This is a genomic window from Salmonella enterica subsp. arizonae (assembly GCF_008692845.1).
GTDB classification, from domain to species: Bacteria; Pseudomonadota; Gammaproteobacteria; order Enterobacterales; family Enterobacteriaceae; genus Salmonella; species Salmonella arizonae.
Genome location: NZ_VXJW01000006.1, coordinates 72,480 through 98,249, shown reverse-complemented (window position 1 = coordinate 98,249; position 25,770 = coordinate 72,480). Strand labels below are relative to the sequence as shown.

General features: G+C 47.6%; 26 protein-coding genes and 1 pseudogene. 9 read left to right on the top strand and 18 right to left on the bottom strand.

All coding sequences use genetic code 11. The annotated features are described in order from the left end of the window. Positions 1 to 59: 59 nt before the first annotated feature. The 4 genes from gpsA to F4V61_RS12915 all read right to left on the bottom strand — a co-directional run bounded on the left by gpsA (position 60) and on the right by F4V61_RS12915 (position 2,358). Entirely contained in the window at positions 60 to 1,079 is a 1,020-nt protein-coding gene (gene gpsA, locus F4V61_RS12930; RefSeq protein ID WP_001076596.1) for an NAD(P)H-dependent glycerol-3-phosphate dehydrogenase, read from the bottom strand. After that, complete coding sequence (gene secB / locus F4V61_RS12925) at positions 1,079 to 1,546, bottom strand: protein-export chaperone SecB (protein WP_000003370.1); 468 nt, start codon at positions 1,544 to 1,546, stop codon at positions 1,079 to 1,081. The genes gpsA and secB overlap by 1 nt, the downstream gene beginning before the upstream one ends. Before the next feature lie 43 nt (positions 1,547 to 1,589). After that, entirely contained in the window at positions 1,590 to 1,841 is a 252-nt protein-coding gene (gene grxC, locus F4V61_RS12920; RefSeq protein WP_001273795.1) for a glutaredoxin 3, read from the bottom strand. Positions 1,842 to 1,926: 85 nt separating this feature from the next. Continuing rightward, on the bottom strand, positions 1,927 to 2,358 hold the full coding sequence (locus F4V61_RS12915; protein ID WP_001156179.1) for a rhodanese-like domain-containing protein: 432 nt from the start codon (positions 2,356 to 2,358) through the stop codon (positions 1,927 to 1,929). Between the two features lie 247 nt (positions 2,359 to 2,605). On the opposite strand from F4V61_RS12915, the gene gpmM reads away from it, so the two are divergent. The 3 genes from gpmM to F4V61_RS12900 are packed head-to-tail and all read left to right on the top strand — an operon-like array spanning position 2,606 to position 6,409. After that, a complete protein-coding gene (gene gpmM, locus F4V61_RS12910; RefSeq protein ID WP_000116580.1) occupies positions 2,606 to 4,150 on the top strand; it encodes a 2,3-bisphosphoglycerate-independent phosphoglycerate mutase in 1,545 nt (514 codons plus the stop codon). 33 nt (positions 4,151 to 4,183) lie between these two features. Continuing rightward, positions 4,184 to 5,443 carry a murein hydrolase activator EnvC gene (gene envC, locus F4V61_RS12905; protein WP_232081987.1) on the top strand — a complete coding sequence of 420 codons (1,260 nt, stop codon included), beginning with the start codon at positions 4,184 to 4,186 and terminating at the stop codon, positions 5,441 to 5,443. Between the two features lie 3 nt (positions 5,444 to 5,446). Beyond that, positions 5,447 to 6,409: a divergent polysaccharide deacetylase family protein gene (locus tag F4V61_RS12900; RefSeq protein WP_079903615.1), complete on the top strand. Its 963-nt coding sequence runs from the start codon at positions 5,447 to 5,449 to the stop codon at positions 6,407 to 6,409. Here F4V61_RS12900 and F4V61_RS12895 read toward each other — a convergent pair. The 3 genes from F4V61_RS12895 to kbl all read right to left on the bottom strand — a co-directional run bounded on the left by F4V61_RS12895 (position 6,396) and on the right by kbl (position 9,955). After that, positions 6,396 to 7,430 carry a glycosyltransferase gene (locus tag F4V61_RS12895; protein ID WP_080160953.1) on the bottom strand — a complete coding sequence of 345 codons (1,035 nt, stop codon included), beginning with the start codon at positions 7,428 to 7,430 and terminating at the stop codon, positions 6,396 to 6,398. The two genes, F4V61_RS12900 and F4V61_RS12895, sit on opposite strands and share 14 nt — an antisense overlap. Before the next feature lie 293 nt (positions 7,431 to 7,723). Further along, complete coding sequence (gene tdh, locus F4V61_RS12890; RefSeq protein WP_000646000.1) at positions 7,724 to 8,749, bottom strand: L-threonine 3-dehydrogenase; 1,026 nt, start codon at positions 8,747 to 8,749, stop codon at positions 7,724 to 7,726. A gap of 9 nt (positions 8,750 to 8,758) precedes the next feature. Further along, positions 8,759 to 9,955, bottom strand: a complete 1,197-nt coding sequence (kbl, locus tag F4V61_RS12885) for a glycine C-acetyltransferase (protein ID WP_001213790.1) — start codon at positions 9,953 to 9,955, stop codon at positions 8,759 to 8,761. Positions 9,956 to 10,157: 202 nt separating this feature from the next. On the opposite strand from kbl, the gene rfaD reads away from it, so the two are divergent. From rfaD to rfaL, 4 genes are read left to right on the top strand one after another with little or no spacing between them, the layout of a single operon-like run. Next, on the top strand, positions 10,158 to 11,090 hold the full coding sequence (rfaD, locus tag F4V61_RS12880) for an ADP-glyceromanno-heptose 6-epimerase (RefSeq protein WP_000587783.1): 933 nt from the start codon (positions 10,158 to 10,160) through the stop codon (positions 11,088 to 11,090). Positions 11,091 to 11,092: 2 nt separating this feature from the next. Continuing rightward, positions 11,093 to 12,139 (top strand): ADP-heptose--LPS heptosyltransferase RfaF, encoded by a 1,047-nt coding sequence (rfaF, locus tag F4V61_RS12875; protein WP_000699212.1) that lies wholly within the window; start codon positions 11,093 to 11,095, stop codon positions 12,137 to 12,139. After that, entirely contained in the window at positions 12,139 to 13,092 is a 954-nt protein-coding gene (rfaC, locus tag F4V61_RS12870; RefSeq protein ID WP_001264625.1) for a lipopolysaccharide heptosyltransferase RfaC, read from the top strand. Before rfaF ends, rfaC begins: the two co-directional genes overlap by 1 nt. A gap of 39 nt (positions 13,093 to 13,131) precedes the next feature. Beyond that, positions 13,132 to 14,346: an O-antigen ligase RfaL gene (gene rfaL, locus F4V61_RS12865; protein WP_080160952.1), complete on the top strand. Its 1,215-nt coding sequence runs from the start codon at positions 13,132 to 13,134 to the stop codon at positions 14,344 to 14,346. A gap of 116 nt (positions 14,347 to 14,462) precedes the next feature. On the opposite strand, the pseudogene F4V61_RS12860 reads toward rfaL, so the two are convergent. The 11 genes and pseudogenes from F4V61_RS12860 to F4V61_RS12810 all read right to left on the bottom strand — a co-directional run. Further along, positions 14,463 to 14,619: pseudogene (locus F4V61_RS12860) on the bottom strand (UDP-glucose--(glucosyl)LPS alpha-1,2-glucosyltransferase); the annotation flags it as partial. A 115-nt stretch (positions 14,620 to 14,734) separates the two neighbouring features. After that, a complete protein-coding gene (gene waaZ / locus F4V61_RS12855) occupies positions 14,735 to 15,544 on the bottom strand; it encodes a 3-deoxy-D-manno-oct-2-ulosonate III transferase WaaZ (RefSeq protein WP_000536005.1) in 810 nt (269 codons plus the stop codon). Positions 15,545 to 15,693: 149 nt separating this feature from the next. Further along, a complete protein-coding gene (gene rfaY / locus F4V61_RS12850; RefSeq protein WP_058344892.1) occupies positions 15,694 to 16,392 on the bottom strand; it encodes a lipopolysaccharide core heptose(II) kinase RfaY in 699 nt (232 codons plus the stop codon). Between the two features lie 22 nt (positions 16,393 to 16,414). Then, entirely contained in the window at positions 16,415 to 17,425 is a 1,011-nt protein-coding gene (gene rfaJ, locus F4V61_RS12845) for a lipopolysaccharide 1,2-glucosyltransferase RfaJ (RefSeq protein WP_079827437.1), read from the bottom strand. A gap of 17 nt (positions 17,426 to 17,442) precedes the next feature. Next, positions 17,443 to 18,456 carry a lipopolysaccharide 3-alpha-galactosyltransferase gene (waaO, locus tag F4V61_RS12840; protein ID WP_058344890.1) on the bottom strand — a complete coding sequence of 338 codons (1,014 nt, stop codon included), beginning with the start codon at positions 18,454 to 18,456 and terminating at the stop codon, positions 17,443 to 17,445. A gap of 5 nt (positions 18,457 to 18,461) precedes the next feature. Then, the gene (waaB, locus tag F4V61_RS12835) at positions 18,462 to 19,541 is read right to left on the bottom strand and encodes a lipopolysaccharide 1,6-galactosyltransferase (protein ID WP_058344971.1); all 1,080 of its coding nucleotides are present in this window, start codon (positions 19,539 to 19,541) and stop codon (positions 18,462 to 18,464) included. An 85-nt stretch (positions 19,542 to 19,626) separates the two neighbouring features. After that, positions 19,627 to 20,568 (bottom strand): glycosyltransferase family 52, encoded by a 942-nt coding sequence (locus F4V61_RS12830; RefSeq protein WP_109462752.1) that lies wholly within the window; start codon positions 20,566 to 20,568, stop codon positions 19,627 to 19,629. Positions 20,569 to 20,604: 36 nt separating this feature from the next. Continuing rightward, positions 20,605 to 21,402, bottom strand: coding sequence for a lipopolysaccharide core heptose(I) kinase RfaP (gene rfaP, locus F4V61_RS12825; RefSeq protein ID WP_000229820.1), 798 nt, complete (start codon positions 21,400 to 21,402; stop codon positions 20,605 to 20,607). Further along, positions 21,395 to 22,519: a glycosyltransferase family 4 protein gene (locus F4V61_RS12820; RefSeq protein ID WP_001261574.1), complete on the bottom strand. Its 1,125-nt coding sequence runs from the start codon at positions 22,517 to 22,519 to the stop codon at positions 21,395 to 21,397. Before F4V61_RS12820 ends, rfaP begins: the two co-directional genes overlap by 8 nt. Then, a complete protein-coding gene (gene rfaQ, locus F4V61_RS12815) occupies positions 22,516 to 23,586 on the bottom strand; it encodes a lipopolysaccharide core heptosyltransferase RfaQ (protein WP_071820944.1) in 1,071 nt (356 codons plus the stop codon). The genes F4V61_RS12820 and rfaQ overlap by 4 nt, the downstream gene beginning before the upstream one ends. A 182-nt stretch (positions 23,587 to 23,768) precedes the next feature. After that, the gene (locus F4V61_RS12810; RefSeq protein WP_058344887.1) at positions 23,769 to 23,957 is read right to left on the bottom strand and encodes a hypothetical protein; all 189 of its coding nucleotides are present in this window, start codon (positions 23,955 to 23,957) and stop codon (positions 23,769 to 23,771) included. A 36-nt stretch (positions 23,958 to 23,993) separates the two neighbouring features. Here F4V61_RS12810 and waaA point away from each other — a divergent pair, with 36 nt between their 5' ends. Both waaA and coaD read left to right on the top strand, forming a co-directional pair. Continuing rightward, positions 23,994 to 25,271 carry a lipid IV(A) 3-deoxy-D-manno-octulosonic acid transferase gene (waaA, locus tag F4V61_RS12805; protein ID WP_000891590.1) on the top strand — a complete coding sequence of 426 codons (1,278 nt, stop codon included), beginning with the start codon at positions 23,994 to 23,996 and terminating at the stop codon, positions 25,269 to 25,271. 8 nt (positions 25,272 to 25,279) lie between these two features. Continuing rightward, the gene (gene coaD / locus F4V61_RS12800) at positions 25,280 to 25,759 is read left to right on the top strand and encodes a pantetheine-phosphate adenylyltransferase (protein ID WP_001171889.1); all 480 of its coding nucleotides are present in this window, start codon (positions 25,280 to 25,282) and stop codon (positions 25,757 to 25,759) included. Positions 25,760 to 25,770 lie beyond the last annotated feature (11 nt).

The following is a 25,770-nucleotide window of genomic DNA, read 5'->3' as shown; positions in this document are numbered from 1 at the left end:
AGAAAACGACCAACCCGTTCTGTGCGGGTTGGGTCGTTTATGCGAACAGTTCCTTACGGCTAGTGGCGACTCAGCTCTTCCTTGCGGGCGCGACCTAATAACGTTAATGCTGCCTCGCGCGCGTTTTTTCCGCAATACAATACTTGATAAATTTCCTCGGTTATTGGCATTTCAACACCAAAACGGTGCGCCAATTCACGAACTTCTTTCGTATTGCGATAGCCTTCGACCACCTGGCCAATCTTATCCTGCGCGCCTTTAACGTCCATGCCCTGGCCAAGCATCATGCCAAAGCGGCGGTTGCGCGACTGGTTGTCGGTACAGGTCAGCACCAGATCGCCTAAGCCCGCCATCCCCATAAAGGTGGCGGGATCGGCGCCAAGCGCTGCGCCAAGCCGCGACATTTCGGTCAGTCCACGCGTGATTAGCGCCGTGCGGGCGTTCGCGCCGAAGCCGATGCCGTCAGACATCCCCGCGCCAATCGCAATCACGTTTTTCACCGCGCCGCCCAGCTGCACGCCGATAAAATCCGCATTGATATAGACGCGAAAACTTTTTCCGCAGTGCAACAGTTGCTGGAGATCGTCGGCAAAGGTCTCATCGGTTGAGGCCAGCGAGATTGCCGTCGGCAAACCCGCCGCCAGCTCTTTAGCGAACGTCGGACCGGAAATCACCGCCAGCGGGATTTGATCGCCTAACGCCTCGCGAGCGACATCCTGCAACAGGCGCCCCGTTTCCGCTTCCAGGCCTTTGGTCGCCCATACCAGACGCGCATCCGGACGCATCAGCGGTTTAATCTGCCGCAGCACGTCGCTGAAAACATGGCTTGGCACCACCACCAGAATGTTACGACTGGCCGCCAGCGCGGTTGCTAAGTCGCTTTCCAGGTGTAACGTATCGGGAAAAGGCACATCGGGAAGGAACGCGACGTTGCAGCGATCGTGCTCCAGGGTCGCGATATGTTTTGGGTCGTGGCCCCACAGGACAACCTGGTGGCCGTTTCTCGCCAGAGTGATGGCGAGAGCGGTGCCGTACGAGCCGGCACCGATGACTGTCATTGACGCATTACTTTGGTTCATCAGGCATCCTGATGTTCTTCAGTACCTTCGCCAGCCTGCTGCTGCAAATAGTTCATGAACAGCGCATCAAAATTGACCGGCGCAAGGTTCAGTTGCGGGAACGTACCGCGTGAAACCAGGCTGGTGATGCACTCGCGAGCATACGGGAACAGAATGTTCGGGCAGTATGCGCCCAGGCAATGCGCCATCTGAGTACCTTCAATACCGCTGATGGAGAAAATACCGGCCTGCTGAACTTCGCACAGGAACGCGGTTTCTTCCCCCAGGGAAGCCGTTACGGTAACACGCAGCACAACTTCATAAACGTCATCCGCCAGTTGGGAAGATGCCGTATCAAGATCCAGTTTAACCTCTGGCTGCCAATCTTTCTGGAAAACATGCGGTGCGTTTGGCGCTTCGAAAGAAACATCCTTGGTATAGATACGTTGGATCTGGAAAGCCATTTCAGTGTTATTTTGTTCTGACATGTGTAAAACCCTTTAGTGTTGTCCTTAAATACTTGAGTACGCCTTAACGCAACAGCGGATCCAGTCCACCACGCGCATCCAGCGCATACAAGTCGTCACAACCGCCAATGTGCTGTGCATCAATAAAAATTTGCGGAACCGTCGTTCGGCCACTACGTTTGATCATCTCTTCACGCTTCACGGCGTCGCCGTCAATCGCAATTTCCTGGAAACTCACGCCCTTGCTGTTTAACAGCGCCTTTGCGCGATGGCAAAACGGGCAGGTTGCTTTGGTGTAGATTTCAATATTGGCCATGACTTCGCTCCTGTTTTTTACCCGATGGATTTCATGTCGAAGCAAGGGCAAGTCATTCCCCTTGCGTCATGAAAACGACGGGTGATCACTTACCGCGCACCAGAGGCAGATTCTCGCCGCTCCAGCCTGCTACGCCTTCTTTCAACACAAAGACCTTTTCAAAGCCGGCTTTTGTCAGCGCGTTAGCGGATTCCTGGCACTGCATACCAGAACCGTCGACCACGATAATCGGCTTGTCTTTGTGCTTTTCCAGTTCGCCAACATTGTTGGCTTTGATTTCGCTCGGCAGCAAATTGGTCGCGCCAGCGATATGGCCCTTACGGAAATCATCACGTTGACGTAAATCCACAACAACGGCGTCCTCTTTATTGATAAGGCGCGTGGCTTCGCCGCGTGTAATCACCTTAACTTTTGAAGTCAGACCTTTGAACGTGGTAAATAAAACCGCCACCAGTAACGCAATCCAGGCGATACTCAGTATGGGATGACGGCCAACAAATTGCATAATTTCTTGCATGGGGGGTAACAACTCCCGACGTAGTGATTAAAAAACCAGGAAAGGAGTATACCTGCGCAGTGGCGCAAATACAGCCAGAGCGTGCACTGGAATGCATTTTTGCGGGGCGCTACGAAAAAAAATCACGCTATTACTTGCCTTCTCACGCCAGCGCGATCTCTTTCTTTGATCTTCTGAGGCTATTTTATCGATTCAGCTGTAGTAAAATTACGCAATTATTTTGTCTATTGAGTATGAGGTTGTCGCAATGTCGGTTTCTAAAAAACCTATGGTACTGGTGATTCTGGATGGCTACGGCTACCGTGAAGAACAGCAGGATAACGCTATCTTAAACGCCAAAACCCCAGTGATGGATGCTCTGTGGGCAAAACGTCCGCATACCCTGATCGACGCATCCGGTCTGGAAGTGGGTCTGCCTGACCGCCAGATGGGCAACTCCGAAGTGGGTCACGTCAACCTGGGCGCGGGCCGCATCGTTTATCAGGACCTGACGCGTCTGGACGTTGAAATTAAAGAACGTACTTTCTTTGCTAACCCAGTCCTGACCAATGCGGTAGACCAGGCGAAAAACGCCGGTAAAGCGGTTCATATTATGGGTCTGCTGTCCGCGGGCGGCGTCCACAGCCACGAAGATCACATTATGGCGATGGTGGAACTGGCCGCAGAGCGCGGCGCAGAAAAAATCTATCTGCACGCCTTCCTCGACGGTCGCGACACGCCGCCGCGCAGCGCTGAAGCCTCGCTGAAAAAATTCGAAGACAAATTCGCCGCGCTGGGCAAAGGCCGCGTGGCGTCTATCGTCGGTCGTTACTACGCTATGGACCGCGACAACCGTTGGGATCGCGTGGAAAAAGCGTATGATCTGATGACCCTGGCCCAGGGCGAATTCCAGGCGGATACCGCTGTGGCTGGCCTGCAGGCCGCTTACGCGCGTGATGAAAACGATGAGTTTGTCAAAGCGACCGTTATCCGCGCCGAAGGTCAGGCCGATGCGGCGATGGAGGACGGCGACACGCTGATTTTCATGAACTTCCGCGCTGACCGCGCGCGCGAAATTACCCGCGCTTTCGTTAACGCTGATTTCGACGGCTTTGCGCGTAAGAAAGTGGTTAATCTGAACTTCGTGATGCTGACCGAATACGCCGCCGATATCAAAACCGTCGTAGCTTACCCGCCCGCTTCTTTGGCGAACACGTTCGGCGAGTGGATGGCGAAAAACGATAAAACCCAACTGCGTATTTCCGAAACGGAAAAATATGCGCACGTAACCTTTTTCTTTAACGGCGGCGTAGAAGAACCGTTTGCTGGCGAAGAGCGCATTCTGATCAACTCACCGAAAGTGGCCACTTATGACCTGCAACCGGAAATGAGCTCTGCAGAATTGACTGAAAAATTGGTCGCGGCGATCGAAAGCGGTAAGTACGACACCATCATTTGTAACTATCCAAACGGCGATATGGTCGGTCATACCGGCGTGATGGAAGCCGCCATCAAAGCGGTGGAAGCGTTGGATAACTGCATTGACCAGGTAACAAAAGCGGTTGAGTCCGTTGGTGGACAACTGCTGATTACCGCGGACCACGGCAACGCGGAGCAGATGCGAGATCCGGCGACCGGTCAGGCGCATACCGCCCATACTAACCTGCCGGTGCCGCTGATTTATGTCGGCGAGAAAAACGTGAAGGCGATCGAAGGCGGCAAACTTTCAGACATTGCGCCTACCATGCTGTCGCTAATGGGGATGGAAATCCCGCAAGAGATGACTGGTAAGCCGCTGTTCATCGTGGAATAATCCCTCCCCATGAGGGGAAAGGCGATTAACACTATTCAACAGGCCGTGAAACCAAGAACATTTTCAGTCAGGCCTTTGTTCTACGCCAGCGTACTTAGCGCTGGCGTATTGTTGTGCGCCTTTTCCGCCCACGCGGATGACCGTGACCAGCTCAAATCCATTCAGGCCGATATCGCCGCGAAAGAACGCGCCGTACGCCAACAGCAACAACAGCGCGCCAGCCTCCTGGCACAACTGAAAGCCCAGGAAGAGGCCATCTCGGCCGCGGCGCGTAAGCTGCGCGAAACGCAAAACACTCTGGAGCAGTTAAACGCGCAAATTGATGAGATGAACGCCTCAATTGCCAAACTGGAGCAGCAAAAGGCCATCCAGGAGCGCAATCTCGCCGCGCAACTGGACGCCGCTTTCCGCCAGGGCGAACACACCGGTATTCAGCTTATCCTTAGCGGAGAAGAGAGCCAGCGCGGGCAACGCCTGCAGGCCTATTTTGGCTATCTGAACCAGGCGCGCCAGGAAACTATCGCCGAACTGAAACAGACACGCGAACAGGTCGCCTCGCAAAAAGCCGAGCTGGAAGAGAAGCAAAGCCAACAACAGACGTTGCTGTATGAACAGCGCGCTCAACAGGCGAAGCTGGAGCAGGCGCGTAATGAACGTAAGAAAACGCTTGCCGGACTGGAGTCGTCTATTCAGCAAGGCCAGCAGCAGTTAAGCGAACTGCGCGCCAACGAATCGCGCCTGCGCAACAGTATCGCGCGGGCGGAAGCGGCGGCCAAAGCGCGAGCGGAGCGTGAAGCCCGCGAAGCGCAGGCGGTACGCGACAAGCAGCAGGAAGCCTCGCGTAAAGGCACCACCTATAAGCCGACCGAAAGCGAACGTTCGCTGATGTCCCGTACTGGCGGGCTGGGCGCGCCTCGCGGTCAGGCATACTGGCCGGTACGCGGCCCGATATTGCATCGCTATGGCGAACGACTGCAGGGTGAGCTACGTTGGAAGGGGATGGTTATCGGCGCGTCGGAAGGTACCGAAGTCAAAGCCATTGCTGACGGCAGGGTGATTCTGGCGGACTGGCTGCAAGGCTATGGCCTGGTGGTGGTCGTAGAGCATGGTAAAGGCGATATGAGCCTTTACGGCTATAACCAGAGCGCGCTGGTCAGCGTAGGCGCGCAGGTGCGCGCCGGACAACCGATCGCCCTTGTGGGCAGCAGCGGCGGTCAGGGTAGGCCATCGCTTTATTTTGAAATTCGTCGCCAGGGTCAGGCCGTCAATCCACAGCCGTGGTTGGGAAGATAAGTTTTGCCTCAGTTTCGTCGCACCATCCTCACGCTGGCCACTTTGCTGGCGTTTGCACAACCCGTTTTCGCCGGTAAGCTCGCCATCGTGATTGATGACTTCGGCTATCGCCCGCACACGGAAAATCAGGTTCTGGCGCTGCCACCAGACATCTCCGTCGCCGTACTGCCCAACGCGCCGCACGCGCGCGAAATGGCGACCAAAGCGCACAATAGCGGGCATGAGGTGTTAATCCATCTACCGATGGCACCGCTAAGCAAACAGCCGCTGGAGAAGGATACGCTGCGACCAGAAATGAGCAGCGATGAGATCGATCGCATTATCCGCGAGGCGGTAAAAAACGTGCCGTATGCCGTCGGGCTTAATAACCACATGGGCAGCGCAATGACTTCCAGTCTGTTCGGTATGCAAAAAGTGATGCAGGCGCTGGAACATTACAATCTCTATTTTCTCGACAGCATGACGATTGGCAATAGCCAAGCGATGCGCGCGGCATCCGGTACGGGTGTGAAAGTGATCAAGCGCAAAGTGTTTCTCGACGATACCCAAAACGAGGCGGATATCCGCCGTCAGTTTAATCGCGCTATCGAACTGGCCCGTCGCAACGGTTCCGCTATCGCGATTGGTCATCCGCATCCCGCAACGGTTCGCGTGCTGCAACAGATGGTTTATCGCCTGCCGGCGGATATCACCCTGGTACGCCCAAGCAGCCTGCTCAACGAACCGCAGGTAGATACGTCCCGACCTGATTTGACGCCGCAGAAAATTGACGCGCCGCGCAATCTCTTTCGCGGCGTGAAGGTGTGCAAGCCGAAAAAACCGCTGCAACCGGTCTACGCTACGCGCTTTTTCAGCGTCATCGGCGAGAGCATTACGCAAAGTTCCGTGGTTGCCTGGTTTCAGCACCAGTGGCAAGGCTGGGGGAAAATCGCCGCGCCTAAAAACGTGAGCGCTAAGACAGATTGAGCGCCTTACGGGCCATACGACGGTGCGACAAGGTTTTGTCGCGCCATTGCCACAGCCGGAAAGACCAGAGCAGCGTCTGATAAGCCGCTTTCGCGCTGCGGACGTTAGCCATCATCCGTCTATATATGCCAGAAGTAAAAATTTCGGCAATCATACGCTGACGGGTCAAAATATCAGGCTCTTTACGTACCGCATGACAAACGCGTAACGCTTCCCAGGTAATTTGCTGGCGAAACTCCGGGTAAATCGGAATACGACGGGCATAATCACGATTGAGCTTTTCTAATAATCGCGTAATTTTAATATAATGCCGCTGATAATTAAGATTTTTATTGCCTTGTCTTTGCAAACGGCTTACCGAATTATCATGCAGGAAATATTTATATAATGATTGTTCGGTATAACGTACGCGCGTGGCATTAAACATAACTTCCGTCGACCATAATATATCCTGATGATGCAGTCCGGGAACGAAAGTAATATTGTTATCGATAATCAGCGCACGTCGATAAACGCCCATCCAGACAACATGCGTCCAGCGCCGCGAGGCCAGCGCCATACGCAACCAATCCGGTCCGCTTAATACCCCGGTGGAACACAGACGATCGGTCGGAATAGATTGCCAGGCGTGCCCGGTTTTTCGGGCGCACCAGTCCGCATTACACTGCGCAACGTCCAGATCGTCGTTAAGCGCCATGGTCATCAGCGTTTCATACATCTTCGGGTAGACCAGGTCATCCGCATCGACAAAGGCGACGTAATCGCCGGTCGCCGCTTGCAGGCCAAGATTACGGGCGACAGATGCGCCGGCATTTGCCTGATGAAGCAGTCGAACATGCGGGTAATGTTCCGCGTAATGTTTTGCTATCTCAACGGAATGATCCGTCGATCCATCATTCACAATAATAATTTCCAGCGCCGACCACGTTTGCGCGATTAACGACGCCATGCAAGCATTAAAATCAGCTCCCGCATTATATAATGGGATAATGATACTCACTTTGGTTTTACTATTTTTCATAACGATTACCAGAAAAACCTGAATTTACCCTGCCTTTATACTGTGGCTCTATTAAGAAACTATTAAGCTGCCATGATTTATTTTCGCAGTAAAAAGCAAGAACAAAGCTCAGGGTAGAGCGTTACGTTAGCGAGTAAAATAAGATTAAAGCGCAATTACGAATGCTTGATGACCATGACAATTCTTTACGGCTTTCCAGATTTTCCCTAATAAAAAAGGTTGGCGAATGACACCAACCTTTTACGATGAAACGTATACCAGACCCGATAAATATCATCGGGTCTCTACGCGTATTAATCCCAGCTCAGAATGACTTTTCCTGACTGGCCTGAACGCATGGCGTCAAAACCTTTCTGGAAATCATCAATAGAGAAACGATGGGTGATAATCGGTGACAGATCCAGCCCGGATTGGATCAACGCCGCCATTTTGTACCACGTTTCGAACATCTCACGACCGTAAATACCTTTAATGAACAACCCCTTAAAGATGACTTTTGTCCAGTCGATAGACATATCTGCCGGCGGGATCCCCAGCATCGCAATACGACCGCCGTGATTCATGGTGTCCAGCATGGTACGAAACGCCGGCGGCGCGCCGGACATCTCCAGACCCACATCGAACCCTTCGGTCATTCCCAGCTCCGCCATGACATCGGTCAGGCTCTCTTTCGCGACGTTGACCGCGCGGGTGACGCCCATTTTACGCGCCAGCTCCAGACGGTATTCATTGACGTCAGTAATTACCACATGACGCGCGCCGACATGTTTCGCCACCGCGGCGGCCATTACGCCGATTGGCCCCGCCCCAGACACCAGCACATCTTCGCCAACCAGATCGAAAGACAGCGCCGTATGCACCGCATTACCAAACGGGTCAAAAATAGAGGCTAAATCATCAGAAATGTTATCCGGGATTTTAAACGCATTGAACGCCGGGATGACCAGGTATTCCGCAAAACAGCCGGGACGGTTGACGCCCACGCCGGTTGTATTGCGGCACAGGTGAGTGCGACCGCCGCGGCAGTTGCGACAATGACCGCAGGTAATGTGTCCTTCGCCGGAGACGCGATCGCCGATGTTAAATCCTTTCACTTCCTGACCGATGCCGACCACTTCGCCGACATATTCATGCCCCACGACCATCGGAACCGGGATGGTTTTTTGCGACCACTCATCCCAGTTATAGATGTGAACGTCAGTGCCGCAGATGGCTGTTTTACGGATTTTAATCAGCAAATCGTTATGGCCGACTTCCGGTTCCGGAACGTCGGTCATCCAGATGCCCTCTTCCGCTTTCAGTTTGGATAACGCTTTCATCTTACATCCTCAGGCAATCACGCCCAGTTGTTTACCAATACGCGTGAACGCGTCTACCGCGCGCGTAATTTGCTCAGGCGTATGCGCCGCAGACATCTGGGTACGAATACGCGCCTGACCTTTTGGTACGACCGGATAGAAGAAACCGGTAACGTAAATGCCTTCTTTTTGCAGCTCGCGGGCAAATTTCTGCGCGACAACCGCATCTCCTAGCATCACCGGGATGATGGCGTGATCCGCGCCTGCCAGCGTAAATCCCGCGGCAGACATCTGCTCGCGGAACTGCCGCGCGTTCGCCCACAAGCGATCACGCAGTTCCGCGCCCGCCTCCACCATCTCCAGCACTTTAATAGAAGCCGCCACGATCGCCGGAGCCAGAGAATTGGAGAACAGATACGGGCGGGAACGCTGACGTAGCCACTCAACAACCTCTTTACGCGCCGCGGTATAGCCGCCGGATGCGCCGCCTAACGCTTTGCCCAGCGTACCGGTAATAATATCTACGCGGCCCATTACGTCGCAGTATTCATGGGAACCGCGACCGTTTTCACCGACAAAACCTACCGCGTGAGAATCATCAACCATCACCAGCGCATCGTATTTATCGGCCAGATCACAGACGCCTTTCAGATTGGCGATGACGCCATCCATTGAGAACACGCCGTCGGTGGCGATCAGGACATGACGCGCGCCGGCTTCACGCGCCTCTTTTAGCCGCGCTTCCAGCTCAGCCATATCGTTGTTGGCGTAGCGATAGCGCTTCGCTTTACACAAACGCACGCCGTCAATGATAGACGCGTGGTTCAGTGCGTCGGAGATAATGGCGTCTTCCGCTCCCAGCAACGTTTCAAACAAGCCGCCGTTAGCATCGAAACAGGAGGAGTACAGAATCGCATCTTCCATGCCGAGGAAGCTTGCCAGCTTCTGCTCCAGCGCTTTGTGGCTGTCCTGGGTGCCGCAGATAAAACGCACGGACGCCATACCGAAACCGTGGCTGTCCATGCCCGCTTTTGCGGCATTAATCAGCTCAGGGTGATTCGCCAGCCCGAGATAGTTATTGGCGCAAAAGTTAATAACATGGCTTCCATCCGCCACGGTGATATCCGCCTGCTGCGCAGACGTAATAATGCGCTCTTCTTTAAACAATCCTTCCGCCCGGGCGGTTTCCAGATCGTTGGTTAACTGTTTGTAAAAATCCCCACGCATTGCGATTCTCCAGACTGGGCAAATTTCAGCACATATTACCCAAAGCTATACGTTGATACGAGATGACGCATCATCACTTCTTTAAAATGCAGCATAAATCACGCGTATCCTCACGAGTTATCAGTGAATGGATGAATAGTGATATGATAAGAGCATTCATGTCTGAGACAGTCTCTGACACCATAATTCAAAGGTTACAGTTATGATCATCGTTACCGGCGGCGCGGGCTTTATCGGCAGCAATATCGTTAAAGCCCTGAATGATAAAGGTATCACCGATATTCTGGTGGTGGATAACCTGAAAGAAGGCACCAAGTTTGTGAACCTGGTGGATCTGAACATTGCTGACTATATGGATAAGGAAGATTTCCTGATCCAGATTATGTCCGGAGAAGAGCTCGGCGATATCGAAGCTGTTTTCCATGAAGGCGCCTGCTCTTCCACCACCGAGTGGGACGGCAAGTATATGATGGATAATAACTATCAATACTCCAAAGAGCTGCTGCACTATTGCCTTGAGCGCGAAATCCCGTTCCTCTACGCCTCTTCTGCCGCCACCTATGGCGGTCGCACGTCTGATTTCATCGAATCGCGCGAATACGAAAAACCGCTTAACGTTTACGGCTATTCTAAATTCCTGTTTGATGAATACGTGCGTCAGATCCTGCCAGAAGCTAACTCGCAGATTGTCGGTTTCCGCTATTTCAACGTCTATGGTCCGCGTGAAGGCCATAAAGGCAGCATGGCAAGCGTCGCATTTCATCTAAATACGCAGTTAAACAACGGCGAAAGCCCGAAACTGTTTGAGGGCAGCGAAAACTTCAAGCGTGACTTCGTCTACGTGGGCGATGTGGCCGACGTTAACTTGTGGTTCCTGGAAAGCGGCAAGTCCGGTATCTTTAACCTGGGTACAGGCCGCGCGGAATCTTTCCAGGCCGTCGCCGATGCGACGTTGGCATACCATAAAAAAGGCAGCATTGAGTACATTCCGTTCCCGGATAAGTTGAAAGGTCGCTATCAGGCGTTTACGCAGGCGGATTTAACCAATTTGCGCAACGCAGGCTACGACAAACCCTTTAAGACCGTCGCCGAAGGCGTCACGGAGTATATGGCTTGGCTGAACCGCGACGCGTAAGTATGAAAATTCTGGTTATTGGCCCGTCCTGGGTGGGCGACATGATGATGTCGCAAAGTCTCTATCGCACGCTCAAGGCGCGCTATCCCCAGGCGATAATCGACGTGATGGCGCCAGCCTGGTGCCGCCCGTTATTATCGCGTATGCCGGAAGTTAACGAGGCGATACCCATGCCGCTGGGCCACGGCGCGCTGGAAATCGGCAAACGCCGCAGATTGGGCCATAGCCTGCGAGAGAAGCGCTACGATCGCGCTCTGGTACTGCCAAATTCGTTTAAATCGGCGTTGGTTCCTTTCTTTGCCAATATTCCGCATCGTACCGGCTGGCGTGGCGAAATGCGCTATGGCTTGCTGAACGATGCGCGCATACTTGATAAAGACGCCTGGCCTCTGATGGTGGAACGCTACGTGGCGCTGGCCTATGACAAGGGCGTGATGCGCACAGCGAAAGATCTGCCGCAACCGCTACTTTGGCCACAGCTCCAGGTTAGTGAAGGTGAAAAGTCGCTGATATGCAGCGACTTTTCGCTATCCACTGAACGTCCTCTGATCGGCTTTTGCCCCGGCGCGGAATTTGGTCCGGCAAAACGCTGGCCGCACTATCACTACGCCGAACTGGCAAAGCAACTCATTGACGAAGGCTATCAGGTCGTGCTGTTTGGCTCGGCAAAGGACCATGAGGCCGGAAATGAAATCCAGGCGGCGCTGAATAGCGAGCAGCAGTCATGGTGTCGCAACCTGGCGGGGGAAACCCAGTTGGAACAGGCCGTCATCTTGATAGCCGCCTGTAAAGCCATCGTCACTAACGATTCCGGGCTGATGCACATTGCGGCGGCGCTCGACCGCCCGCTGGTCGCGTTGTATGGCCCGAGTAGCCCGGATTTCACGCCGCCGCTGTCTCATAAGGCCCGGGTGATTCGTCTCATTACGGGTTATCACAAAGTTCGTAAAGGCGATACGGCGCAAGGCTATCACCAGAGCCTGATCGATATCACGCCGCAGCGGGTTCTGGAAGAGCTTCATCCGCTGTTGTCGGAAGAGGGCGTTTAATGCGGGTTTTGATCGTTAAAACGTCATCGATGGGCGATGTATTACATACCCTGCCTGCGCTTACCGACGCGCAACAAGCGATTCCAGGGATTCAATTTGATTGGGTTGTCGAAGAAGGGTTTGCGCAAATTCCGTCCTGGCATAGTGCTGTCGATCGCGTGATTCCCGTCGCTATTCGGCGCTGGCGCAAGGCCTGGTTTTCCGCGCCCATCAAAGCGGAACGCACAGCTTTTCGTCGGGCGGTATGCGCATACCAATACGACGCTGTGATTGATGCGCAGGGGCTGGTGAAAAGCGCTGCGCTGGTGACGCGTCTGGCACACGGGATAAAGCACGGTATGGACTGGAGTACCGCCCGCGAACCGCTGGCCAGCCTGTTTTATAACCGTAAATACCATATCGCAAAGCAACAACATGCTGTTGAACGGACGCGCGAGCTGTTCGCCAAAAGTCTGGGATACGATAAACCGCAGTCGCAGGGCGATTATGCCATCGCAAAACATTTTCTGCATGGCCAGCAGGCGGTCAGCGATCCGTATGCGGTGTTTTTACATGCCACGACTCGCGATGATAAACACTGGCCGGAAGCAAACTGGCGCGAGCTTATCGGCTTGGTGGGCAACACCGGGTTACGGATAAAACTTCCCTGGGGCGCGCCTCATGAGGAGGCCCGTGCTAAACGACTGGCCGAAGGCTTTGACTATGTGGATGTGTTACCGCGCATGAGCCTGGAGGAGGTCGCCAGAGTGCTGGCTGGCGCAAAATTTGTCGTATCGGTTGATACCGGCCTGAGCCATCTCACCGCCGCGCTCGACAGACCGAATATTACGCTATATGGCCCAACGGACCCTGGGTTGATTGGAGGTTATGGGAAGAACCAAATGGCATGCTGCTCACCAGAACAAAATCTGGCGAATTTAGATGCCACAAGCGTATTTGGAAAGATTCATTAAAGAGACTCTGTCTCATCCCAAACCTATTGTGGAGAAAAGATGCTAACCACATCATTAACGTTAAATAAAGAGAAATGGAAGCCGACCTGGAATAAAGGGCTGGTTTTTCTTTTTGTTGCCACGTATTTTCTGGATGGTATTACGCGCTATAAGCATTTGATAGTCATACTTATGATTATCACCGCGATTTATCAGGTCTCACGCTCCCCAAAAAATTTTTCTCACCTTTTCAAAAATAGTGTATTTTATAGCGTAGCTGTATTATCGTTAACTCTTGTTTATTCCGTACTCATATCACCAGATATGAAAGAAAGTTTCAAAGAATTTGAGAATACAGTGCTAGAAGGTTTCTTATTATATACCCTATTAATCCCCGTATTATTAAAAGATGAAACGAAAGAAACGGTTGCAAAAATCGTACTTTTCTCTTTTTTAACAAGTTTAGGATTACGTGCGTTGGTAGAAATAGTCCTTTATATTCAGGACTACTCCAGGGGAGTGATGCCGTTTACAAACTATGACCATCGACATATATCTGATTCGATGGTATTTCTGTTCCCGGCATTATTGAATATCTGGCTATTCAGAAAAACGTCGCTCAAACTTGCTTTCTTTGCGCTGAGTGCTGTCTATCTGTTCTTAATGTTAGGTACTCTGTCGCGGGGAGCATGGCTGGCGGTTTTAGTCGTGGGCGTTTTGTGGGCGATTTTGAACCGCCAGTGGAAACTAATGGGCATTGGCGCTGCCATATTGGTTATTGCTGGCGCTTTGGTTATCACCCAGCAGATCCATAAACCGAATCAGGATCGGCTATTATATAAATTACAGCAGACAGATAGCTCATATCGTTACACTAACGGAACCCAAGGCACCGCGTGGATACTGATCCAGGAAAACCCGTTTAAGGGCTACGGCTATAGTAATGAAGTTTATGACAGTATTTATAATAAACGCGTAGTCGATTATCCAACGTGGACCTTTAAAGAGTCTATCGGCCCACATAATACCATTCTGTACATCTGGTTTAGCGCTGGCATATTGGGTCTGGCGAGCCTGGCCTATTTATATGGTGCTATTATCAGGGAAACAGCAAGCTCTACCTTTAAAAAAGTAGAGATAAGCCCCTACAATGCTCATCTTTTGTTATTATTATCTTTCATCGGTTTCTATATCGTTCGTGGAAATTTTGAACAGGTCGATATTGATCAAATTGGTATCATTACCGGTTTTCTGTTGGCGCTAAGAAATAAATAAGAAAACGCGCTGATACCGTGAAAGGTATCAGCGCGTTTTCTATCGTCAGTATTAAATCACTTATCAAACCAGATTTTCATTTGTTCTTCGAAACACTGCGCGATATTTTCCCAACTCTATTTTGAAAACACAAGGGCCTTTGCATTTTCCGCATCTGGGGACGTTGCTTATCGGCAAGCACACGGTTAATATCATTAATCATGCTGTCGCTCGACATAAGTTCTGCGAGGTGATAGCCATTATGCCATCTAACACAAACCCGCAAATCCCTCCTTAATCGCAGTAAATATGATTTTTTTGGAATCATAGTAGCTTTAATCCAGGATAGTTAGCATTACAGAAAAGAAAAGCGTACCGAAAGCAACACAAAATAGTGAGTTTTTAGTATTTATACAATTTTATCGTAATATATTTCATCCTCAATTTCTGAGGCCTTAATATATGGAATAATATCGTAATGTATTGCAGTATCATCTGATAAATTAAAGATATTTAAATCACTGACATTTTTTCTCATAAAAGTAAAAAATGGTAGTATTTTAAACAAGTCTTTACTTAGCTCAGACGGCATAGGGCCGGAAGCTTCGTCATAGAAACGTGGACAACTCCCCGTTAAGTCAAGCCCAGAACATATAATACGATTGTACTTAAGAGAATAGGCAACCTGGATGGCGGTATAAGCAATAGTATGACAAGAGCAATAACCGATACTAATATCTTTGCTAAACCCAGTCAGTCGTCCTCTTTTTGAGAAAGGAACTGATATAAGTAATGCTTTATAAACCTGCTTAAGGAAATTGAATTTAATTTTCTTTAAAACGCCCCCTTTTTCTCTGCGATAAAAAGAGCGAATAATTAAACAATTCTCTTGAATGTATTTTTTATCATCTTCTCCCGCCTGCTCGTATACATCAAGGTTAACAATAGTAAACTGACTATTGCTGCTAAATTTATAAAAATCTTCGCGCCGGCGATGGAGAAACCGAACATCCGTCAGGAGATACAAAAATGGCTTGACATTATTGTTTAGCAAATATTGAACAGAACCATTGACGGCAATGACATCTTTCATTCGTAACAAAGACAACGGCGTCTTTCTGGATGTAGGACCAGAAAGAAAAATAATACAATCTTCAGCCGTTCTTTTCGCAATAAGTTGCAGAACATCGGCGTGAGTTATAAATTTAACGCTGCCCATAAAAAATTTGTATGTTTACCATGCAACCTATAAAGGAATGTTATAATTAATTTCTAATATTACATCTTAAATCTCCTCCAGTATGTCACAACACTACTGCAAATAAAAGGCAGCCTGTTCCTTAAATTAAACTAAACGTGCTACATTGATCAGCGCTTTTCCTTACCTTTAATGCGGCGAAGGAAATTTCGGATTTTTTTCTTATAAATCAATAAGTAAAAACCGAAATCTTTCACATTATTTTTTATTCCATAATGTCTTTCTAAATCAATACGATCCTTTGCTTGCCGTTGTCTCGAAGGTCTTTTTCCCGATAAATCGATGATTCTGATCTCATTACCTTGTAGAATAAAGTTTCCTTTATGGGGATCGCCTGAAACCATACCATGCTGGTGCAAAGAAAATATTGACTGCTTGATTTTTTCTCTCACCCCATCAGAAATTTCTGGCATATCAACAAGTTCAACACCTTCGATATACTCAATCAGCATAACGTATGTTTTTACGTAGCGTAATGTTTTGATTTCCGCCAGCAGGTAAAAATCATTAAGCGCTTCAAACCCTTCACGCCGAACACGATCTGTTTGACGAAACAGATTTTCATAGTAATCTCCTTTTACCAACGATTTGAAGAAGCGTTCAGTGCTTTTTACTTTTGGACTAAATACTTTAAGAATATATTTTCCATAATCTGTATCAATCAATACAACTTTTGTATCTTCTATATTACGAAAGACTTTAATAACACGGTGATTATAAGATAAAAAATCTTTGAAGATATCAATATATTTTTTGTCGTCATTTTTGACAAAAACAGTATAATGTTTAACCTTTTTTTCAGTAATCATAATGGAGGTTTAGGGAAGGGAATTATTTGTGAAAAACTTTTCGATAAAGATATGCGCTTCCAGCCAAAAGGCCTTTGAAGTAATGACCCTGCACGAAAAGATGCTTATAACGTTTTTTAAATTCAACTATTGTACGAGCATCTTTTCCAGGAAAATCTTTCCATGGTGAGTTCAGGCGTGCATTTTTATAATAAATAACTGAAGGATAATTTGCCCAGGCATGCCATGGTTTGGTAGCCCCAGTATAATGAATTAAAATAGTACTATCATTAATTATATTGGTATATTTCTTATGTGATTTGTCTTTTAACTCACTTTTGATTGTATATATAGTATTATACGGTCGCGGCAGGTAAACGACCTTATCCTGTAAAAGAATATTCAAAACATCCTGATCGGGATATTTAAAAGAATCAGCCTCTTTACCCGCCAGGAGTAAAAATGCCTTTTCTGTCAAGGTATTCTCTTTCCATAATTTCAAGTTAACAAAAACCACGCCTGAGTTAAAATAATCACCTTGTAAATTAAATGCTTCTAATCTTTCATTTACCCTATTCTGGATTGAATCAACATCTTTAACGACCGCAGCAATCTTCTCTGACAGATCAAGTCGTAGAAGATCTTGCAAAGAACCTTTGCATACAATATCGGCATCTAAATAAAGTAATGTGTTGATCTTCCCGCTGAGATAATCGAAAGCGAATAAACGAAAATACATTGCTCTCGACCATACTTTAGTTTGAGGCAATATTTCAAGACTTTCGACTTTAATAAGATAAAGAGAGATCTTAATGTGATACTGTACGGCTAAACGCTCTACATTATTAAGGAAACACGGGGAATATGAATCACAAATAATATGAAAAGCGAGTGGGATATTATTGTTTAATAATACTGAAGCGATTGACACCCCCACACCATCAAGATAGTTTTCGTCAACGCCATAAGAAATGTTTAATACGTTATCATCATTATTATTACTTTCATCAAAAACTTTATATTCAGCTATTTCTATATCAGGAAATGAATCCATTACATCACCTATAGTTTTTATTCAAGAAGTTTACGTTTAAAGTAAGCTATATAATAAGCTATACCAGAAGTATAACGCTTCTGATTAAACATATGCTTCGCCGCATAGCGTAATTGATGGCTAGTGACTGGATTTAAAAGTGCATAATCAGACCATGGAGAATTAAGCTTAGCCTGTAAAAAATATTGTGACACAGGATAGGCTCCCCAGCTATGCCAGGGTTTCGTTGGCCCTATATAATGAACAAATACAGTATCAGCATTAACTGGATTAATAACTGAATCTTTTAATTCATAGTTAAGACTAAATTGCGTATTAAAATTTTTATCGACAAAACGAGCTTTATTAACTAGTAATATATTTAATACATCCTGATCAAGGTGCGTTATGCGTTGTACTACCTCCGGATCTTTTAGCATTTCAATCGCTTTCTTAGAAATATTTTCTGCCGTCCAAAGAGGTATATTAATTAATATAAAGCCGGCATTAAAATAGCCAGAAACCAAGCCTGGCGTTGCCAGACTAACCGAGCGCTTAGTCCACCATTCCAACTCGCCTTCAGCCACGACTGCTGCAATCTCATTTTCAGCGAAATTAAGATCAATAAGTTTCTGAATACTTCCTTTACATGCGATATCTGCATCCAGATAAAGCACTTTATCTGTTTTATCTGAAAAATAGTCGGCAATAATGAATCTAAAGTATGTTGCATAGGTCCAGTTTTTTGTACTGGGTAGCGATTTTAATCGCTCACAATCTATTAAATAGATAATGATCTGCGTAGCGTACTGTTTTGCTAATGCTTCAAATCGCTGCCGATCTTCAGGGCCAAAGGAATCGGTAAAAACATGGAAAGCTAACGCCTTCGCTGGATTAGCAAGGAGTATAGATGCAATAGAGACACCACAGCCAAAAAGAAAGTTTTTATCAATCCCATAAGCTATATTGAGTTTATTAGCATCACTATGTTGTGTATAGTTATAATCTAAAGTCTGTTGAATGACTTCTTCTTCAAAATATTTTCTGCTCATAGTGATCACTTTTGTAATTTCGAGAATAGCGCATTTTTAAAATTTTTAAAATATAACATATCGTAAAACCTCTCAATCGTACCCGGAATGATAGCATGCTGATATTGTACTTCACCGGAAATAACTTGATTCAGATGTCCTACAAAATCATCTATAGCGCCCGGAGCGTAAAGTTCACCATTTATACCTGGTTTAATCATATCGCGTGGACCAGACATACAATCAGAACTAATACACGGAATTCCATATGACATTGCTTCCAGCAGGGTCATAGGAAATCCCTCAAATGCAGAGGTAAGTAGCAGCGCGGTGACATTTTTTACTTTTTGTTGTACAACGACCCATGGCGCGCTTTGCCAACCATACCAGATAACACGCTGCTCAATACCAAGCTCCCGGCTATAAGCCTGACATCTTTCATAATCTGAGCCATCACCAATAATATGTAGCTGCCATTCCCCTGTCGTACGAGCTAAACCATCAAATAAATCTTTAACTCTTTTCTGTCCTTCAAATTTAAGACGCCCTACATAGAGAAATACAGCGGGTTTATCTCGTTCAGGCGGTGGCACAATGATTGTTTTAATAGAGACAGGATTATAAACGACGCTAATATCTTGCGCTGAGATACCCCGTGCCATCATCTGTTCTTTAATACCACTACTGATGGCCAGATGATAATCCGCGTACGTTATACATTCTGCATGTTTTTTATGGTCGAGCGAAAAATGCGGCCACGAGAAAATAATAAACTGTTTACCACTTTTCTTTCGTGCTTTATTGGCATAAAGACATGAGATGACATCAATACATATCACAATATCCGGTGACGTTTCTTTCAGCCACTGACTAAAATTATAAACATGCTTAGCTCGACGAAGAAAACTTAATTTTATATTTGAGAGTGATTGCGCATATTTAATCTCTTTTAGCCATGCTTTATCCATTTTGTCATTACGACAAAAGAAAAACGTTTCACAGTTGATTTTCGGAGAGCTATTTTCAAACGTATGGATAACGTTGCTAATAACGGTTTCCATCCCTCCGAAGCCAGATACCGCTTCGCCAATAAATGCTATTTTCAATGAAGTCACCATTTGCTGACACTCATGTTATTCGGCCTCCTTCACTTTTAAAATACTGTAAGAACAAACCCAATCAACACTATATTTATACTGAGACCTGATTAAAATCGAACCCCAGTCCATGATTAAAGCTATCTTTTAGAAAAGGGCTGGTTATTTTATAGTTTTTGATAGTTGAGATATTATTTAGGTTATATTGAACTGTGCTATTAAATCCATATATCTCTAATGACATCCCTTGCTCCAGATATTCTAAAATAATGTCCTCGGCTATCATTTCAGAGTTAACATTCAATACACCATTAAACTGATGAGAGTCATATCGAGGGTGAGGAATATATATATCAACCGCTTCTTTTTTAATAAACCGCTGAAGATGCTGAAGAAAAACACACTCATCTTCTTTATTTTTTAACGCATCAGTATATACAGTTCCCAATAATACTTTTTTAAAACCATTATTCGTATCAGGAAGACCGTTATGGTGTACCAATATAATTCCTTCGGTCTTTTCAATTATGTTGGTTCTATTAGGAAATAGAGTATAATGTTTTGCGTCTAACTTTAATATTTCATCTTTATGATATTTACGCCCCATCAGCTTTCGTATTAACTTCGATGTGGCGCTTATATTCTTATTTTCATACATTATGCTTTTCTGATTGATATTATTTGTACCATCATCAAAAGTATTTATTTCAGAAAAAGAGATACACGATAAAATATGGTGTATAAGCGGGACATGAAAATTCGCAAAGAAAACGGTATGATATTCCTTGGCATATGATTCCATGATTTTTTTAGCATACCGTGTTCTATGAATCGTTTTAAATGCCGCAAATTTTGAAACCTGAGAGACTATGCTTGAGTGCCGACATAACGGTTGGATTTTTTTTAAATAGTACTGATTTTTTACGTTATGCACATCGCCAATAAATAAAATATCAACACTCTTCAACTGCTCTTTTTCTATAATTGACCGCGCAATGAGCAATTGTAAGTTAGTCATGCATATGAAAAGGAACATACAGCCTCTATGCTATTTATAAATACAGAATTTATATTACAGATTTTTTCTTATTGTTCTTTCTTTAATTCGAGCGGCTTTAACATCCGCCTGATGAATCAACCCCGATTCTTTTTGCAAAATCTCTCGCAGGGGGAGAGAGAAATACTCACGCATAAACCGGAATATATCTCGCTGAGTCAGGCCAATATTCATTGAAGAGAAATAAAGCCCAATTAAATCTTTATTACGCCAGCGAAGGGGAACTCGCTGGCGTATCTGCGCGCGATGCAGATCGATTACGGAGATCTTTAAATCCTCTTCGCGGCCAGTAAAAGGCAAATGTAGCAGAAAGTGGCAAATATAACAGTCGCGATGGTTAATTCCTCCAGTGTGCATTTTACGCACCATGGTCGCAACACGCTTAATGATCATTCTCTTCACCTGCACGTCCGGTGGATTAACAACCCAGTCAGCACAGTAGTCTTCAAGGCTAACAGTGGGCGTTAAATCTTCGGTGATAATAAATGATGTCCTGGTTAGCGGGTTTACGCCTTTTTCACCAAAACCAACGCCGTGCATTGTATCTACACCCAACTCACATAGACGGTGAATGGCGTGCCACTCTCTGTCAGCGCCAAGAACAGGCATACGTAACGAAATCAGGTTCTTCACAATTTCTTTCAGAGAAGTGCCTTTATGCCACTTCAGGAAATAGCTTTTGCCGTCCAGCTCAAATCGCAACGTTCGGCGCGTCTCCAGCTCTCTGAACACTTCGCCCTGTAACGTTTTCACTTCCTCAAAAGCATCTTTGCCGCGCCATAGAGTGGTTAACGGCGCTTTCAGCTCAACCATCTAAATCACCTGTAATAATATCCGCGGCCTTCTCCGGCAAGCTGTATAAATCTTGGGTATCAGCATAATGCCGCGCATTTTCTGCCCAAGCGCTACGTAAGGAAGGCTGTGTCAACGCTTTGAGTAAAATCTCATTTAGCGCTTCCTGACGGAAAGGTTCAGCAATCGCTTCGCCACAGTTTGCATCCATAACATAGTGCGCATAACCGCACACCGCGGAGGTTAATACAGGCAAACCAGCAGTAATGGCTTCCAGCAAAACAATACCAGCAGCCTCCTGATAGGCTGGATGCAGTAAAAGATCGGCTGCCGCCATTAATTCCGCGATATCATTACGTCCGGAGAAAAAATGCACATTCGTGCCGACGCCGCTTCTTTCAGCCAGTGCTGCAAACTTCTTCGGCTTATCCTGCCCGACAACATAGAGCACCGTATTTTGCCGTAAAGATTCGGGTAGCGATGCCAGCGCTTCAATAGAGCGATCCACACCTTTACGGGTGAAGTCAGACCCTACTTGCAACAGTAATTTTTGCTGTTCTGAGATCCCGTTTTTCTGACGATAGATTTGACGGCTGTTCGGGATCTGTTGGCTATATTTTCTGTCCGGGTAAATCCCCGGAGGAAGAATATAGAAACGTTCCGCTTCAGTCTGATAATGTTTTTGGAAATCAGCAAGCTGCTTATTTGTCAGCATCAATAGTTGCGTCCGCTTGCCGTGTTCAAACGTGGCGCGTTCAAAAGCAGCATAATGCCGGTAGCGTGATGTCAGACGATAGAAAAAGCCTTTTTCCTGTGCGACTTTTTCGGCATAACACACATCTGCGGCATAATACACATCAAGGCCCGGCATTTTATTGAACCCAACAACCCGATCGACAGGGTGATCGCGTAAATGATGTTGCACCCAGGCGTAATATTCTGCGTTACGACCGTGATTTGTCCGGGATTTAACAGGCACGCGGATTAATTCAAAGTTATCCGGGCACTCTCCTTCCCAGGTCTGAGCATAAACACGAACCTGATGTCCACGCGCCGCCACGGTTTGGGCAATGCGCATAAAATCACGCTGCAGACCGCCAAAAGGGAAATATTTATATAAGCAAAAAGCAACTCTCATACCAGGCTGTCCAAATCTATTGGGCGTGCCTCATGCGGCAGCATTTTTTCCGTCGCAGCGATCACATCCTCAGCCGGAATAACGGAAAGGTATTTTTTATTCCGATCAAGCTCATGCCGTTCAGGCATCGGCTCATAATTCCCCGCCCAAAACTGAATCATGTCGTCGGTCCAGGGACGCCAGAACACATGATCCGTCGCGCCGAAAAGGCAAATGACCGGAGTTTTGACTGCGGCGGCGATATGGCCTGGGGCCGAATCAACGCCGATAAACAGATCCGCATGGTCAATCAACGCGCCCAGTTCCGGAAAGCGAGTTTTACCTGCCAACCCTGTAACAGGTATGGTTTCACAGCCGCGTGCAATATCATCCACGCAGGCTATCTCGTCTGTGGCCGGGCCTGACGTCAGTACAACCTGGTAGCCACGACGCTGTACTGCATCAATAACCCGGGAGAATTTATCGTTATCCCAGCACTTAAATAGTTGCCGTGCCGTAGGCTGAATAACGACATATTGTCGGGTCACGCCAAGTTGTTTGAGCTGTTGTCGCATGTTTTCCCAATGTTCCGGACGATAGCTCATGGTGGTTTCCGTCACATACCGCTTTAGCGCTAACGGCTTTAGCGCAGATAACGTACGCTCAACAGCATGATCTCCCGCATAAGGTACTAAATGCGTAAAGCTCTTTTTCCATAAAGCAGACTGGCGATTACCGAAATCCTGCGAGATTTTTATTTTTGCGTCTAAAAAACGTACAATAAGCGCCACACTCCATTGATCGGTGAGATTGACGACCAGATCATACTGGTTAGCACGCAATTTTTTGATCAGCGATAGCGCGTTTTTAATCTGCTCTTTTGTTCCCGCGCCTTTGTTACTGATGCCGTAGAGCGCATTAATCTCCGGGTTTTCCGATAATATCGGTATGGTGTTCTGGTAAAGAAGCACATCGATTTTTGCATCGGGATAATTCTGCTTCAGCGTACTGATGACTGGAGTGGTAAGTAACATATCTCCATGAAAACGCATTTTTATAATCAGAATTCTTCGAAACGGCTTTTCCACAAGCGACTCTTTGGTTGAAATTGTCCGGATAAATAAGCAGAAAAAAGCACGCTACCGCCCCAGGCTTCACAGCAACCTGAAGGCTAATACCGCACTCATTTTAGATGTGCTAGTGTAACACTTCTTTCGCAGCAATCCGATATGAATAAATTTTATACACAATCTTTTTTTTAATTATAAATTCAAAGAGATATTAACTTACTCCCCAATTTTGAATGGTCATTCCAATTCCCTGGGGCGGCAAAAACGGCAAATTGCAATAGATTGCGTAAAAATGCAAAAATAATGAGGATCTGCTTTTGAATCCCCGCTTTTGAGTCAATTTGGCGCAAAAACGGGAAAAGTAATGGTAAAGCCCAGGCTAAATACATAGAATCCCCAGCACATCCATAAGTCAGCTATTTACTATGCTCGAATTGCTTTACACCGCTCTTCTCTACCTTATTCAGCCTCTGATCTGGATACGGCTTTGGGTGCGTGGACGTAAAGCGCCGGCCTATCGTAAACGCTGGGGTGAACGCTACGGATTCTACCGCCGTCCGTTGAAACCGGGCGGAATCATGCTACATTCCGTCTCGGTGGGAGAAACTCTGGCGGCCATCCCCTTGGTCCGCGCTCTGCGTCATCGCTATCCCGATCTGCCTATTACCGTAACGACCATGACGCCGACCGGTTCGGAACGCGTCCAGTCCGCCTTTGGCAGCGATGTGCAGCACGTTTACTTGCCTTATGATTTGCCCGATGCGCTCAATCGTTTCCTCAATAAGATTGACCCTAAGCTGGTATTGATCATGGAGACGGAGCTCTGGCCGAATCTGATTGCTGCGCTACACAAACGTCATATCCCGCTGGTTATTGCTAATGCGCGGCTTTCCGCCCGCTCCGCCGCGGGTTACACGAAGCTTGGCAAGTTTGTCCGTACGCTCCTGCGCCGTATCACTCTGATTGCCGCGCAAAACGAAGAAGATGGCGAACGCTTTGTGGCGTTGGGCGCGAAGAACAACCAGGTCACTGTTACCGGTAGTCTGAAATTTGATATTTCAGTTACGCCACAACTGGCGGCTAAAGCTGTTACGCTACGTCGACAGTGGGCGCCGCACCGCCCGGTCTGGATCGCTACCAGCACCCACGATGGCGAAGAGAGCATCATTATCGCCGCTCACCAGGCATTATTACATCAATTCCCGAATTTATTACTGATTCTGGTGCCTCGCCATCCGGAGCGTTTCCCGGATGCTATCAATCTTGTGCGCCAGGCAGGGTTAAGCTACACCACTCGCTCTTCGGGCGAAGTACCGTCCGCCAGTACCCAGGTCGTGGTAGGCGATACTATGGGCGAATTAATGCTGCTTTATGGGATTGCCGATCTCGCCTTTGTCGGCGGGTCGCTGGTTGAACGCGGCGGTCATAACCCGCTGGAAGCCGCCGCTCATGCGATTCCGGTACTGATGGGCCCATACACTTTTAACTTTAAAGATATTTGCGCCCGTCTGGAGCAGGCGAGCGGACTTATCACTATTACCGATGCGGCTACGCTGGCAAAAGAAGTTTCTTCTTTACTGACCGACGCTGATTATCGTAATTTCTACGGACGTCACGCAGTTGAAGTGCTGTATCAAAATCAGGGCGCGCTCCAGCGTCTGCTGCAACTGTTGGAACCTTATCTGCCACCGAAAACGCATTGAGGGCTGTCATGCAAAAGCGGGCGATTTATCCGGGCACATTTGATCCGATTACCAACGGTCATCTTGATATTGTGACGCGCGCAACGCAGATGTTCGACCATGTCATTCTAGCCATCGCCGCCAGCCCCGGTAAGAACCCCATGTTTACCCTGGACGAACGTGTGGCGCTGGCGCAAAAAGCGACCGCGCACCTGAGTAACGTAGAGGTGGCAGGCTTTAGCGATCTGATGGCCAATTTCGCCCGCGATAGACAAGCGAATATCCTGATTCGCGGTCTGCGCGCAGTCGCGGATTTTGAATACGAAATGCAGTTGGCGCATATGAATCGCCATCTGATGCCGCAACTGGAAAGCGTTTTCCTGATGCCGTCCAAAGAGTGGTCTTTTATTTCTTCGTCGCTGGTCAAAGAAGTGGCGCGACATCAGGGCGATGTGACCCACTTTCTACCGGACAATGTGCATCAGGCGCTGATGAATAAGTTGAAATAAGTATCCTTGCT